Genomic DNA, 12805 nt, shown 5'->3' on the forward strand with positions numbered 1-12805 from the left:
AGGCTCGACGCATCTACCACCACCGGATGGGGGAGGACCATGTTCGAACGCTTCACCGATCGCGCGCGCCGCGTCGTCGTCCTGGCTCAGGACGAGGCACGTCTGCTCAACCACAACTACATCGGGACCGAGCACATCCTGCTCGGCCTGATCCACGAGGCCGAGGGGGTCGGCGCCAAGGCCCTCGAGGCCCTCGGCGTGACCCTGGACGCCGTGCGCGAGCAGGTGCGCGACATCATCGGCGAGGGCAACCAGGCGCCGACGGGGCACATCCCCTTCACCCCGCGCGCCAAGAAGGTGCTCGAGCTGAGCCTGCGCGAGGCCCTGCAGCTGGGCCACAACTACATCGGCACCGAGCACATCCTGCTGGGCCTGCTGCGCGAGGGCGAGGGGACGGCCGTCAAGGTCCTCTCCCGCCTGAAGGCGGAGCCCGCGGCGGTGCGCCAGGAGGTCATCGAGCGCCTGTCGGGCTATCAGGGCAAGGAGCCCGCGACCGCGGGCGGTCCCGCCGAGGGCCAGCCGGCCGGCTCCCTCGTGCTGGACCAGTTCGGCCGCAACCTCACCCAGGCCGCGCGCGACGGCAAGCTCGATCCGGTCATCGGCCGCGAGCACGAGGCCGAGCGCGTCATGCAGGTGCTCAGCCGCCGCACCAAGAACAACCCGGTGCTGATCGGCGAGCCGGGCGTCGGCAAGAGCGCGGTCGTCGAGGGGCTGGCCCAGTCGATCGTGCGCGGCGACGTGCCCGAGCCCCTCAAGGACAAGCAGCTGTACACGCTGGACCTCGGTTCCCTGGTGGCGGGCTCCCGCTACCGCGGCGACTTCGAGGAGCGCCTGAAGAAGGTGCTCAAGGAGATCCGCACCCGCGGCGACATCATCCTGTTCATCGACGAGATCCACACCCTCGTCGGGGCGGGCGCCGCCGAGGGCGCCATCGACGCCGCCAGCATCCTCAAGCCGATGCTGGCCCGCGGCGAGCTGCAGACCATCGGGGCGACCACCCTGGAGGAGTACCGCAAGCACATCGAGAAGGACGCCGCGCTCGAGCGCCGCTTCCAGCCGATCCAGGTGGGCGAGCCCAGCGTCACGCACACCATCGAGATCCTCAAGGGCCTGCGGGACCGCTACGAGGCGCACCACAAGGTGACGATCACCGACGGCGCCCTCGTGGCCGCCGCGAACCTCGCCGACCGCTACGTCAACGACCGGTTCCTGCCGGACAAGGCGATCGACCTGATCGACGAGGCCGGCGCCCGCCTGCGGATCCGCCGCCTCACCGCGCCGCCCGAGCTCAAGGAGTTCGACGCGCGCATCGAGGAGACCCGCAAGCGCAAGGAGGAGGCGATCGACGGCCAGGACTTCGAGAAGGCCGCCTCCCTGCGGGACGAGGAGCAGCGTCTGAAGGCCGAGCGCGCCGAGAAGGACAGCGCCTGGCGCCACGGGGAGAACGATGCGGTCACCACGGTGTCCGAGGAGGTCATCGCCGAGGTGCTGGCCGCCTCGACCGGCATCCCGATCGTGAAACTGACCGAGGAGGAGTCCTCGCGCCTGCTGCACATGGAGTCCGAGCTGCACAAGCGGGTCATCGGCCAGGACGAGGCGATCAAGGCCCTGTCCCAGGCGATCCGCCGCACCCGTGCGGGTCTGAAGGATCCCAAGCGCCCCGGCGGATCGTTCATCTTCGCTGGCCCCACCGGCGTCGGCAAGACGGAGCTGGCCAAGGCGCTCGCGGAGTTCCTGTTCGGCGACGAGGACTCCCTCATCCAGCTGGACATGTCCGAGTTCGGCGAGAAGCACACGGCCTCGCGCCTGTTCGGCTCGCCCCCCGGATACGTCGGCTACGACGAGGGCGGCCAGCTCACCGAGAAGGTGCGCCGCAAGCCGTTCAGCGTGGTGCTGTTCGACGAGGTGGAGAAGGCCCACGTCGACATCTTCAACTCGCTCCTGCAGATCCTCGAGGACGGTCGCCTGACCGACTCGCAGGGCCGCACGGTCGACTTCAAGAACACCGTCATCATCATGACCACCAACCTGGGCACCCGCGACATCGCCAAGGGCGTGTCCATGGGCTTCCAGGCCGGCGGCGACCTCGCCACCGACTACGAGCGGATGAAGGCGAAGGTCAACGAGGAGCTCAAGCAGCACTTCCGGCCCGAGTTCCTCAACCGTGTCGATGACGTGGTCGTCTTCCCGCAGCTCTCGCAGCAGGAGATCATCCAGATCGTGGATCTGATGATCGCCAAGCTCGCGGTGCGCCTGGCGGAGAAGGACATGACGCTGGTGCTGACCGATGCCGCCAAGACCCTGCTCGCCGAGAAGGGCTACGACCCGGTCCTCGGCGCGCGGCCGCTGCGTCGCACGATCCAGCGGGACATCGAGGACGCCCTCAGCGAGAAGATCCTGTTCGGCCAGGTCCACGCCGGCGACGAGATCCAGATCGATGCGGAGGGCGAGGGACTGCTGGGCGAGTTCCGCTTCCTCCGTCGCGAGGCCGACGGCGAGCCGGTGGAGATCTCCGACGCCGTCGACATCGACTCGATCACGCGGGCCCGTGCCGAGGAGGCCACGCAGTCCGAGGCTCCCTCCGACCAGGACAGCGGCGCGAGCGCCAGCCACGCGTCCTGAGCCCCCGCGAACGCCGCGGCCCCCAGGGGGTCGCGGCGTTCGCCGATCATCCTGAACCTCCCACGGAAGGGGAGCACACGGAGTGAACCTCATCGAGGACTGGATCCTCTCGCTGGCCGATGCCTGGTGGATCTACATGGCCGTCTACGTGCTCTCCGCCTTCGACGGCTTCTTCCCGGCCGTCCCCAGCGAATCGGTCATCGTCACGCTGTCCTCCCTGTGGTCCTCCTCCGGCCGGCCGCTGATCTGGCTCGTGGCGCTGCTGGCCTGGGCCGGCGCGTTCACCGGCGACAACGTGGGCTACCTCATCGGCCGCACCGTGGGCACCCAGCGGTTCCGATTCCTGCGCGAGGGCAAGGGGAAGGTCGCGGTGGAGGCCGCGGAGTCCGGGCTGAACAAGCGCGCCCTGCTGTTCCTCATGACCGCGCGCTACATCCCCTTCGGGCGCACCGCCGTGAACCTCGTGGCCGGCGCCGTGCACTACCCGCACCGCAAGTTCTGGCACCGGTCGCTGGCCTCCACCTTCGTCTGGGCCGTGTACTCCTGCGTGATCGGCGCGGTGGCCGGCGCCTGGTTCGAGAACCACCACCTGCTGGCCGTCACCGTCGCGCTGGTGCTCGCAGTCGTCATCGCGCTGGTCGTCGAGCGTCTGGTCACGGCCCTGCATCGGGCGCTCGACGCCCGCGCGGAGCGCCGCGAGGCCGCGGAGGACGCCCTGCGCGCCGAGCGCCGCACCGCCGCCGAGGAGGAGGCCCGGGCCGATGCCGAGCCGGGATCCCCGCGCGGCCTTCCCGACAGCCCGGACCCCGTCGACGAGGAGATCACCCCGTGAGCATCACCCTGCGCCCCGCCCGGCCGGCCGACGTGCGGGCGATCGAGGCCCTCGTGCTGCCGCTGGCGCACCGCAAGATCCTCCTGGCCAAGGAGCTCGTGGCCTACTACGAGGCCATCCAGGAGTTCACCGTCGCGGTGGACGAGGACGGCCAGGTCGTGGGCTGCGGGGCCCTGCACGTCATGTGGGAGGACCTCGCCGAGGTCCGCACCCTCGCCGTCAGCGACGCCGTCCGCGGCACCGGCGTCGGGCACCGGCTGCTGGACGAGCTCCTCGCGCGGGCCCGGGCCCTGGGCCTGGCGCGGGTGTTCTGCCTGACCTTCGAGGTGCCCTTCTTCGAGCGGCACGGCTTCGAGGTCCTCGCCGACGGCGGCGTGGACCCCGAGGTGTACATGCAGCTGCTGCGCTCCCACGACGAGGGCGTCGCGGAGTTCCTCGACCTCGCCCGCGTCAAGCCGAACACCCTCGGCAACACCCGCATGATCCTGCGCCTGGAGAGCTGACCCCCGCCGTCGACGCGCGGGCCGGGACCGGCGCGTGCTCAGCGCGGCAGGTGCACCCGGTCGCCGTCGCGCATGGCGAGGCCGTCGGCCAGCAGCGTCCCCAGGCAGCGGCGCACCCGGGCCGGATCCTCGGGATCCAGCGCGAGCAGCAGGGAGACGGGCACCTGATCGGCCGAGCGCAGGGCCGCCATGATCCGGCCGCGCATCTGCCGGTCCGTCCCCTCGAAGCGCTGGGTCCGCCGCGGGGCGTCCGCGGGCGCCTCGGGCCGGCCGGCCCGATCCCAGGCGCAGTGCGCGCGCACCGGGCAGAGGCCGCACTGCGGGGAGCGGGCCGTGCACACCAGGGCGCCCAGCTCCATCACCGCCTGGTTCCACAGCACGCTGCGCTCGGTCTCGTCCGGCAGGGTCGCCTGCGTCATCGCCCGTTCCCGGGCCGTGTAGGAGGGGGCGGGACGCTGCTCCCCGGCGATCGTCCGCACCAGCACCCGGCGGATGTTCGTGTCCGCCACGGCGGCGCGGCGCCCGAAGGCGAAGGCGGCGACCGCGGCGGCCGTGTACTCGCCGATCCCGGGCAGGGCGCGCAGCTCCTCCTGCGTGCCGGGGACCCGGCCCGCGTGCTCGCGGACGATCGCCCGGGCGCATTCCTGCAGCCGCAGGGCCCGGCGCGGGTAGCCCAGCCGGTCCCAGGCGCGGAGCACCTCGGCCGTCGGCGCCTCGGCGAGATCCGCCGGGGTGGGCCACTGCGCCATCCACTGCTGCCAGCGCGGCAGCACCCGGACGACCGGGGTCTGCTGGAGCATGATCTCGGAGACGAGGATCCCCCACGGGGTCGCGTCGTCCTCCCGCCAGGGAAGGCTGCGGGCGCTGCGGGCGAACCAGTCGATCACGGCATCGATGCCGGCATCGGGAAGACGGGGGAGGGCGGAGTCGGGCACCCGCAGACGGTAGCGCACATGCGCACGGGGCGGGACCGAACGGTCCCGCCCCGTGGCGTCCTGCGGCTGCGGCGTGCTCGGGCCGGTCAGCGCTCGGAGATCTGCTGGGCCTTGAGCAGGTCGCGGATCTCGGTGAGGAGCGCGACGTCCTCGGCGACGGGATCCTCGTCGGCCTCGGGAAGGCCGCGGCGCTTGCGGTCGAAGGCACGGGCCTTGGCGATCGGCAGCACGAAGATGAAGTAGACGACGGCCGCGGTGATGAGGAAGGCGATGATGGCGGAGATGATCGCGGCGAAGTCGACGGTGGTGGACTCCTTGCCGTCGATGATCTCGTACGCGAGACCGGTGACGTTGGTGCCTCCGGCGACGTTGATGACGGGCTGGATGAGATGGTCCACGAACGCCTTGATGAGCGCGGTGAAGGCGCTGCCGATGACGACGCCGACGGCGAGGTCGATGACGTTGCCCTGCATGATGAAGTTCTTGAAGCCCTTCACGGGAATCCTTGTCTGAGGAGGAATGGTTCTTCGGGGAGATTAGCCGAAGATCGTCACGCTGACCCATCCCTCGCGCATGGCCTGGGCCACGAGCGGGACGTCCTGCGGGGCGAGGACCACCACGAGCGGGACCACCTGCGCCCCTGCGGCGGGCAGCGAGGCCCTCCCGCCCGCCGCCGCAGGGTCGGACGGGGCCTCCAGGACCTGGGCGGTGACGGTGCGGGGGGTGCCCGGATCGCTCCCGGACAGGACGATGCGCAGCGAGGTGCCCGTCCCGACGTGCGGGGCGAGGGCCGCGTCCAGGGGCACCACCATGCGGGACCGGCCGTCCACGGCGACCGTCTCCTCCGCCGAGGCGAGGTGGCCGGGGAGCACCGGGGTGCTCGCGACGATCTCGTGCCGCACGACGCGGCCCGTCGCCTGGGCAGGATCCTGCAGGGCGCCCTCGGGGACCAGCGGGCCGGCCACGCGCTCGCGGCGCAGATCCTCGGCGGCGATCACGCTGCCGGCCGGCAGGGAGCGGGCGGCGACCAGCACCTCGACGCCTCGCGCCGACGGCGGCAGCATCCCGGGCAGCACGGCGACGAGCGCCGCCGCGAGGGCGAGCAGCGTCAGCAGGCGGCGACGCCGGCGCAGGGCACGGCGCCAGTGCGGGACGGCGGCGCGGAATCTCTCGAGCATGCCCCGACGCTAGGCGCGTCCGCCGAGGGGCGGCGGGGCCGGGGCGCCGCGGTGGAGAACCGGCCCCTGGGGAGGAGCAGCGCCGGGCGCACGCCCTCCCCGGGGTGGTGCGGGGCGCGTCGGGGGATCGGCGGCGTCGAGCGGATCAGGCGCCGGCGGCCGCGGCGGGAGCCGCGGTGCTGCTGGAGGATGCGGAGGAGGTCGAGGACTCGGCCGCGGGAGCGGAGACCTTCCCGGAGGCGTCGGCGGCAGAGGACGAGGAGGTGCTCGTCGCGCTCGAGGCCGTCGAGTCGGTCGAGTAGAAGCCCGAGCCCTTGAAGACGATGCCGACGCTGTTGAACACCTTGCGCAGGGCGTCCTGGTGGCACTCGGGGCAGGTCAGCAGGGAGTCCTCGCTGAAGCTCTGGTACTTCTCGAACTGGTTGCCGCAGCTCTTGCAGGCATACACATACGTGGGCACGGTTCCTCCGGGGCTCGTTCAGGCGGTGCTGCCGCTCCGGGCGGCTCAGGCACCGCCGTCGATCATATCGCCGAGGGCGGGGTGGGCGCGAAGGGGGCGCAGTCCCTGGGCGGTGAGCACGGCGTGCACCGGGACATCCAGCGGGGTCGTGGGGACGGCCCCGGGCGGGAGCACCTCCTGCGGGTGGACGACCGCGACGACCAGCACGTCGGCGCCGGCGCGGGCGAGGGCCCGGTCGTAGTAGCCGGCGCCGTGGCCGATCCGCGACCCGGTGACGTCCACGGCCACCGCCGGGGCGAGCACGAGCAGCGCCTCGGCGAGGGCGTCGGCCCCCAGCCGGGGCCCCTCGGGCTCCGCGCCGAAGCCCGACGCGGCCGAGGGGAGGACCTGCGCGCGGCCGTCCCATCGGACCCAGTCCAGGTCGCCGGGCCGGTCCGGGCCCGGCGGGGAGACCGGCAGCACGACCTCCGCCCCGGCCTCCGCGAGCTGCTGCACCAGCGGCAGCGGATCGGCCTCGGCAGGCATCGGGTGGTAGGCCGCGATGCGGGGCGCGCGGCCCGTGCGCGCCGCGGCGCGCACCAGCTCCACCAGCGGCGCGCCGTGGCGCAGGATGTCCTGGGCCTCCCGTGCACGCTCCGCCGCGGCGTCCGGCCGATCGGCGGCGCGGCGCCGGGCGGTGCGGATGCGGCGGCGCACGGCCGCCTTGAGATCCCTGCGCAGCGAGTCCATGCTCACAGCGTGCCACGGCGGCCGTACGATGTCCCGATGCCGCACGTCTGGCCCCTCGATCTGCGCGACGGAGATCTGCGCCTGCGACCGCTGCGCCGTCGGGACCGCCGCGAGTACCTGGCCCTGCGCGAGCGCAACCGCGACTGGCTCCTGCCCTGGGACGCGACCGATCCCGCCCACCCGCACCTGCGCCCGCCGTTCTCGGCCCTGGTGCGCTGGAACCGGAGGCAGGGCCGCAGCGGCACGGCGCTGAACCTGGTGATCGTGGTGGACGGGGCCCTGGCCGGCCAGGTCTCGCTGGGGCCGATCCTGCACGGGGCGCAGTCCACTGCGACGCTCGGGTACTGGGTGGACTCGGCCCGGGCGGGCCAGGGCATCGCCCCGCGGGCGGCGGCCCTGATGATCGACCATTGCTTCGCCGAGCTCGGGCTGCATCGCGTCGATGTCGCCATCCGCCCCGAGAATTCCGCCAGCCGCCGCGTGGCGGAGAAGCTCCACATGCGCGAAGAAGGCTTCCATCGCGGGCTCATCCACGTCGACGGGGCCTGGCGCGACCATGTCTCCTACGCCCTGACCGCGGAGGAGATCCCGGGGCATCTGCGGGACGCATCGGGCCGCGGAGTCCTCGAACGGCTGCGCCGGGAACGGTAGAGAGAACATTCACCGCGTCGTGGGCGCGTCGTGAGCTGTTGAAACACAGCGGCGTCATTAGTCTTGGCTCGTGGAATCGATCAATCTCGGGGCTGTCCTGTTCGCCCTCCTCATCGTGCTGTGGCTCGCCCATGTCGTGCCGCGCACTGCGCAGCGGCGCGCGGAGATGGGCCAGGCGATCACGGCGCGCAGCCACCGGGAGTCGAACCCTGCCGCGAGGGATCTCTCCGATGCCGCGCGCGTCCAGCGGAAGACTCTGGAGGAGACCTCGACCATGACCCAGCCCCGCCCCCTGCTCCGCCCGGCCGATCCCACGCGCCGCCCGCGCTTCGAGGACGAGCCCGGCTCCCGCATCGACACCCGGGCCGAGGTGGACCGCCACCGCAGCGCCCTGCGGGGTGCGCTCGTGGTGCTGGCGCTGCTCACCGCGGGCGTCGTCGCGCTGTTCGTGCTGCATGTCGTGCCGTGGTGGGCGATCGCCCTCGCCGGTGCGGTCGACGTCCTCTACATCACCGGTCTGCGCCGCGCCGAGCTGCGTCGCCGGGCCCGCCGTGCCGCCGCGGCCCGGCGCATCGCCGCGAGCGCCCGGGCGGTGCCGACGGCGCCGAGCGTCGCGCCCACGCCCACGCTGGAGGCTCCGCAGGCCCCCGCCGCTCCGCGGGAGATCGAGAAGACCTCCGAGGAGGAGGCCGAGGTCGACGCACGCATCGAGAGCGCCGCCCGCACGGTCACCCGAGCGGGGGAGTGGACGCCGCGCCCGGTGCCCCGGCCCACCTACGCCCTGCGGGGCGACGTCCAGGACCTCGCCACGCGTCACGCCGTGCACCGCGACTCGGTGATCGGCCGGCCGGTGCCGCTGGAGACCGAGGCGTCCGCCGGCGACGAGGCCCTCACCGAGGACCCCGCCCCGGCGCGCACCGCGCTGGACCTGCGCCTGGACGAGATCCTCGAGCGCCGGCGCGCCTGAGCGGCCCGCCGTGCGGTCCTGCGCCCTGGACGCGTCCCCGGCCCGCGCCTCGCGGCGCCGGGGCCTTCCGCGGCTCCTGGGCGCCGCCGGCGTGATCGCCCTGGCCCTCGGTGCGGCCGCCTGCGCCGGGCCCCGCGGGACCGCGGGCGATGCCGGGCACAGCACCCTGACGGTGTTCGCCGCCGCCAGCCTCACCGACGTGTTCGAGCAGGTCAACGCCGACTTCGAGGCGGACCATCCCGGGGTGCGCGTCGTCATGACCAACGCCGGCTCCTCCGATCTGGTCACCCAGATCGACCAGGGCGCCCCGGCGGACGTCCTCGCCACCGCCGACGAGCGGACGATGGCCCGGGCCCAGGAGCTCGGCCTGACCGCGGAGGATCCCCGGCCCTTCGCGACCAACACGCTCACCATCGCCGTGGCGCCCGGGAACCCGCGCGGCATCACCTCGCTCGCGGACCTCACGGACCCCGATCTCGCCGTGGTGCGCTGCGCCGCCCCGGTGCCCTGCGGGGCCGTCGCCGACGAGGTCCTCGCCGACGCCGGCATCCCCCTGGTCGCCGTGAGCGAGGAGAACTCCGTGACCGACGTGCTGGGCAAGGTGACCTCCGGCCAGGCCGATGCCGGGCTCGTCTACGCCACCGATGTCGCGCGCTCGGGCGGGGCGGCGGAGGCCGTGACGATCCCCGGCGCCGCCGCGCATGCCACCGTCTACCCGATCGCCGTGACCGACCGGGCCGAGGATCCGGAGCTCGCCGCCGCGTACCGGGAGGCCGTGCTCGGCCCGGAGGGACGCGCGGCGCTCGGCGACGCCGGGTTCGGCCCGCCGTGAGCGCCCGCACCGCCCCGCCGCTGCCGCTGGGCGTGGGCGCCCTCGGCGTGATCGCGGCCGCGAGCATCGTGCTGCCGCTGGCGGCGATCGTGCTGCAGGTGCCGTGGGAGGGCGCGACCGCGCTGCTGTTCTCCCCGGCGTCGCTGCAGGCGCTGCGGCTGTCGCTGCTCACGGCCGCCTGCGCCGCCGCGGTCTGCCTCGGGCTGGGGCTGCCGCTGGCGCTGCTGCTCGCCCGCACCCGCTTCCCCGGCCGGGAGGTGCTGCGCGCGATGGTCCTGGTGCCCCTCGTGCTGCCGCCGGTCGTCTCCGGGATCGCGCTGCTGATGACCGTGGGCCGGCGCGGCCTGCTGGGACCGCTGCTCGAGCAGGCCGATGCCCGCATCGTCTTCACCACCGCCGCCGTGGTCATCGCCCAGGTCTTCGTGTCCCTGCCGTTCACCGTGCTGACCCTGGAGAGCGCCCTGGTCAGCGCCGGCACCGTGCCCGAGCAGGTCGCCGCCTCGCTGGGTGCGCGACCGTCGACGGTGCTCGCGCGGATCACGCTGCCGCGCCTGGCGCCGGCGATCGTCACCGGTACGGTGCTCGCCTTCGCGCGCTCCCTCGGCGAGTTCGGGGCGACCCTCACCTTCGCCGGCTCCATGCCCGGGGTGACCCGCACCCTGCCGCTGGAGATCTACCTGGCCCGCGAATCCGATCCCGATTCCGCGGCGGTGCTCTCGCTGCTGCTGGTGCTCGTGGCGATCCTCGTGGTGCTCCTGGCCTACGCCCGCCGCGGCGCCCCGGGACGGACGCAGGAGGAGGCCCGATGACCGCAGCAGCCGCAGCGGCAGCAGGGGCGGGCGGCACCGGGCCCGCCGGGCCCGCGGACGCGGTGCCTCCGGGGCGGGCGGCACGCCTCGACGTCCAGGTCCGGGTGCCCACCCGCGACGTGCACCTGGCCGTGGCGCCGCGCCCGGGGCGCATCACCGCGGTCATCGGCCCCAACGGGGCGGGGAAGTCCACGCTGCTGGGCGCCATCAGCGGGGCCGTCCCCGCCCGCGGCAGCGTCGCCGTCGAAGGGCGGGAGATCCTGGCGCTGCCCGCCCACCGCCGCGGGGTGTCCCATCTGCGGCAGGATCCGGTGCTGTTCGAGCATCTCAGCGTGCTGGAGAACGTCGCCTTCGGACCCCGGGCCGCCGGTCGCGGCCGGTCCGCGGCGCATCGCCGGGCGCGCGCCCTGCTGGAGGAGGTCGGAGCGGCCGAGCTCGCCCCGCGCCGTCCCCGGGAGATCTCCGGCGGGCAGGCGCAGCGGGTCGCGATCGCGCGGGCCCTGGCCTCGGACCCGTCCCTGGTGCTGCTGGACGAGCCCTTCGCCGCCCTGGACGCGGAGGCCTCGACCCATCTGCGGGCCCTGTGCGCCCGGATGCTGCAGGGCCGGACGGTGCTGCTGGTCACCCATGACCTGCTGGACGTCCTCGTGCTCGCCGATGACGTGCTCGTCCTCGAGGGCGGGCGGATCGCCCAGGCAGGGGAGCGCTCCGCGGTGCTCGCCCGGCCCCGCACCGGCTATGCGGCGCACCTGCTGGGCAAGGAGCTGCTGCCCGGCACGGTCGAGGAGGTGGCCGGCGATCGGGCGGTGCTGCGCACCCGCGACCATGGACGCCTCGTGGCCGGCAGCGCCGAGGCGGGGCTTCGGGCCGGAGGGGAGGCGCTCGTGCTGCTGGACCCGGCGGCCGTCCGCCTGGAGCATCGCGGCGAGGCGGGGGCCGTCCCCGCCGATCCCGCTCCCCGGCGCGACGCCCCGACCGGTGCCGACGTCGCGACGACCCATGACGTGGTGATCGAGTCCCTGGACCGCGTGGGGGCGGGCATCATCGTGCGCGGCGGAGGTCTCGCCGCGCAGATCGCCCCGGAGCGGGCGATCGCCGAGCGGCTCGGCATCGGGTCCACGGTGAGGATGATCCTCGATCCTGTGCGATCGGCGATCTACCCTGGTGGGGATGAACGCGACCCCGCTCCCAGCCCTCGTCCGCACCCCGACCGAGCTCCTCGAGGCCGCGACCGCCGCGGCGCATGAGGCCGCGGAGTACATCCGCGGCATCGACCGCACGAGCATCTCCCGCGAGTACAAGACCTCCAGCCACGACATCGTCACCCTCCACGACAAGGCCTGCGAGGACATCATCGTCGCCGCGCTCCACCGTGCCGTGCCCGAGGCGCGGATCGTGGGGGAGGAGGGCGGCGTGCGCGAGTCCGACAGCCCCGTCACCTTCTTCGTCGACCCCATCGACGGCACCAGCAACTTCGCGGCCGGGCTGCCGCTGTTCTGCATCTCCATCGGCGCGGCGATCGGCGACGAGATCGTCGCCGGCGTCGTGGACGCCCCGATCCTCGGCCAGGTCTTCACCGCGGCCGACGGGCCGGCGATGCTCAACGGCCAGGAGCTGACCCCGCGCCCCACGCGGGCCGCGGCCGACGCCCTCGTGGTCAGCGGCTTCCCCGGCCAGCATGTGCTGGTCGAGCAGGAGGAGCTCTCGCTCACCGCGACGCGGCGCCTGCACGCCGAGGTCTCGGCGGTGCGTCATCTGGGCTCCGCCGCGCTCGAGCTCGCCTACGTGGCCGCCGGCTTCGCCGACGCGACGGGGCTGGGCCGGATCAACGCCTGGGACGTGGCAGCCGGCTTCCACCTGGTGCGCCGCGCCGGCGGGAGCATCCGCACCTGGCCCGGCCGCGGCCCTGCGGACGCCCCCGACCACGAGCGGCCCGCCTACGTGGCGTGCACCGGGACCGGCCGCCTGGACGTCTTCGACGAGCTCATGGACCAGCTGCAGGAGGTCCGCACCGGCACGGCCTGAGGCCGCCCCGCCGCGGTGTGATCCTCGTCAAGAGCGGGCCCGACGGTCCCGAGCAGGGTGCCCACCGGTGCTAATCTGTTCGGGTACCTGGGGCTATGGCGCAGTTGGTAGCGCGTCTCGTTCGCAATGAGAAGGTCGGGGGTTCGAATCCCCCTAGCTCCACCAGTGGGACTGTCCGGGCATCGATCACCGATGGCTCGGGACATCCTTCATGAAGCAGGGCCCCGGTTTCCTCCGGGGCCCTGCTTCATTGCATGACAGC

The 12805-nt window shown here is 73.7% G+C and carries 14 protein-coding genes and 1 tRNA gene; 10 read left to right on the forward strand and 5 right to left on the reverse strand.

Features of this window, described 5'->3' with window-relative positions; genetic code table 11:
* Positions 1-39 precede the first annotated feature (39 nt).
* From ABD234_RS07095 to ABD234_RS07105, 3 genes are all read left to right on the forward strand, one after another.
* Positions 40-2622 carry an ATP-dependent Clp protease ATP-binding subunit gene (locus ABD234_RS07095; protein WP_344354766.1) on the forward strand — a complete coding sequence of 861 codons (2583 nt, stop codon included), beginning with the start codon at positions 40-42 and terminating at the stop codon, positions 2620-2622.
* 82 nt (positions 2623-2704) lie between these two features.
* The gene (locus ABD234_RS07100) at positions 2705-3454 is read left to right on the forward strand and encodes a DedA family protein (RefSeq protein WP_344354767.1); all 750 of its coding nucleotides are present in this window, start codon (positions 2705-2707) and stop codon (positions 3452-3454) included.
* The gene (locus ABD234_RS07105; protein ID WP_038373222.1) at positions 3451-3957 is read left to right on the forward strand and encodes an amino-acid N-acetyltransferase; all 507 of its coding nucleotides are present in this window, start codon (positions 3451-3453) and stop codon (positions 3955-3957) included. The genes ABD234_RS07100 and ABD234_RS07105 overlap by 4 nt, the downstream gene beginning before the upstream one ends.
* Positions 3958-3995: 38 nt before the next feature.
* On the opposite strand, the gene ABD234_RS07110 is transcribed toward ABD234_RS07105, so the two are convergent.
* From ABD234_RS07110 to ABD234_RS07130, 5 genes are all read right to left on the reverse strand, one after another.
* Positions 3996-4892, reverse strand: coding sequence for an HhH-GPD family protein (locus ABD234_RS07110; RefSeq protein WP_344354769.1), 897 nt, complete (start codon positions 4890-4892; stop codon positions 3996-3998).
* Between the two features lie 86 nt (positions 4893-4978).
* Positions 4979-5389, reverse strand: a complete 411-nt coding sequence (gene mscL, locus ABD234_RS07115) for a large conductance mechanosensitive channel protein MscL (RefSeq protein ID WP_344354770.1) — start codon at positions 5387-5389, stop codon at positions 4979-4981.
* A gap of 39 nt (positions 5390-5428) precedes the next feature.
* Complete coding sequence (locus ABD234_RS07120) at positions 5429-6070, reverse strand: SAF domain-containing protein (protein ID WP_344354772.1); 642 nt, start codon at positions 6068-6070, stop codon at positions 5429-5431.
* Positions 6071-6215: 145 nt separating this feature from the next.
* The gene (locus ABD234_RS07125; protein WP_038373221.1) at positions 6216-6530 is read right to left on the reverse strand and encodes an FmdB family zinc ribbon protein; all 315 of its coding nucleotides are present in this window, start codon (positions 6528-6530) and stop codon (positions 6216-6218) included.
* Between the two features lie 45 nt (positions 6531-6575).
* Positions 6576-7259, reverse strand: coding sequence for a 5-formyltetrahydrofolate cyclo-ligase (locus ABD234_RS07130; RefSeq protein ID WP_038373219.1), 684 nt, complete (start codon positions 7257-7259; stop codon positions 6576-6578).
* Positions 7260-7295: 36 nt separating this feature from the next.
* On the opposite strand from ABD234_RS07130, the gene ABD234_RS07135 reads away from it, so the two are divergent.
* The 7 genes from ABD234_RS07135 (at position 7296) to ABD234_RS07165 (ending at position 12708) form a co-directional block, all read left to right on the forward strand.
* The gene (locus tag ABD234_RS07135) at positions 7296-7910 is read left to right on the forward strand and encodes a GNAT family N-acetyltransferase (protein WP_344354775.1); all 615 of its coding nucleotides are present in this window, start codon (positions 7296-7298) and stop codon (positions 7908-7910) included.
* Between the two features lie 70 nt (positions 7911-7980).
* Complete coding sequence (locus tag ABD234_RS07140; RefSeq protein WP_344354777.1) at positions 7981-8877, forward strand: hypothetical protein; 897 nt, start codon at positions 7981-7983, stop codon at positions 8875-8877.
* 10 nt (positions 8878-8887) lie between these two features.
* Positions 8888-9709: a molybdate ABC transporter substrate-binding protein gene (modA, locus tag ABD234_RS07145; RefSeq protein ID WP_344354779.1), complete on the forward strand. Its 822-nt coding sequence runs from the start codon at positions 8888-8890 to the stop codon at positions 9707-9709.
* Positions 9706-10518: an ABC transporter permease gene (locus ABD234_RS07150; RefSeq protein ID WP_344354781.1), complete on the forward strand. Its 813-nt coding sequence runs from the start codon at positions 9706-9708 to the stop codon at positions 10516-10518. The genes modA and ABD234_RS07150 overlap by 4 nt, the downstream gene beginning before the upstream one ends.
* Positions 10515-11765 carry an ABC transporter ATP-binding protein gene (locus ABD234_RS07155; protein WP_051486936.1) on the forward strand — a complete coding sequence of 417 codons (1251 nt, stop codon included), beginning with the start codon at positions 10515-10517 and terminating at the stop codon, positions 11763-11765. The genes ABD234_RS07150 and ABD234_RS07155 overlap by 4 nt, the downstream gene beginning before the upstream one ends.
* Positions 11689-12543: an inositol monophosphatase family protein gene (locus ABD234_RS07160; protein WP_038373309.1), complete on the forward strand. Its 855-nt coding sequence runs from the start codon at positions 11689-11691 to the stop codon at positions 12541-12543. Before ABD234_RS07155 ends, ABD234_RS07160 begins: the two co-directional genes overlap by 77 nt.
* An 89-nt stretch (positions 12544-12632) precedes the next feature.
* Positions 12633-12708, forward strand: a tRNA-Ala gene (locus ABD234_RS07165).
* Positions 12709-12805: the final 97 nt, after the last annotated feature.

The sequence above is a fragment of the Brachybacterium phenoliresistens genome, assembly GCF_039530785.1.
In the GTDB taxonomy this organism is placed as follows: Bacteria; Actinomycetota; Actinomycetes; order Actinomycetales; family Dermabacteraceae; genus Brachybacterium; species Brachybacterium phenoliresistens.

Excerpts from the sequence above, each read along its gene's own strand:
- ABD234_RS07095 (WP_344354766.1), top strand. The coding sequence starts at position 40 with ATGTTCGAACGCTTCACCGATCGCGCGCGCCGCGTCGTCGTCCTGGCT.
- ABD234_RS07120 (WP_344354772.1), bottom strand. The coding sequence starts at position 6,070 with ATGCTCGAGAGATTCCGCGCCGCCGTCCCGCACTGGCGCCGTGCCCTG.
- ABD234_RS07130 (WP_038373219.1), bottom strand. The coding sequence starts at position 7,259 with ATGGACTCGCTGCGCAGGGATCTCAAGGCGGCCGTGCGCCGCCGCATC.
- ABD234_RS07135 (WP_344354775.1), top strand. The coding sequence starts at position 7,296 with ATGCCGCACGTCTGGCCCCTCGATCTGCGCGACGGAGATCTGCGCCTG.
- ABD234_RS07155 (WP_051486936.1), top strand. The coding sequence starts at position 10,515 with ATGACCGCAGCAGCCGCAGCGGCAGCAGGGGCGGGCGGCACCGGGCCC.
- ABD234_RS07160 (WP_038373309.1), top strand. The coding sequence starts at position 11,689 with ATGAACGCGACCCCGCTCCCAGCCCTCGTCCGCACCCCGACCGAGCTC.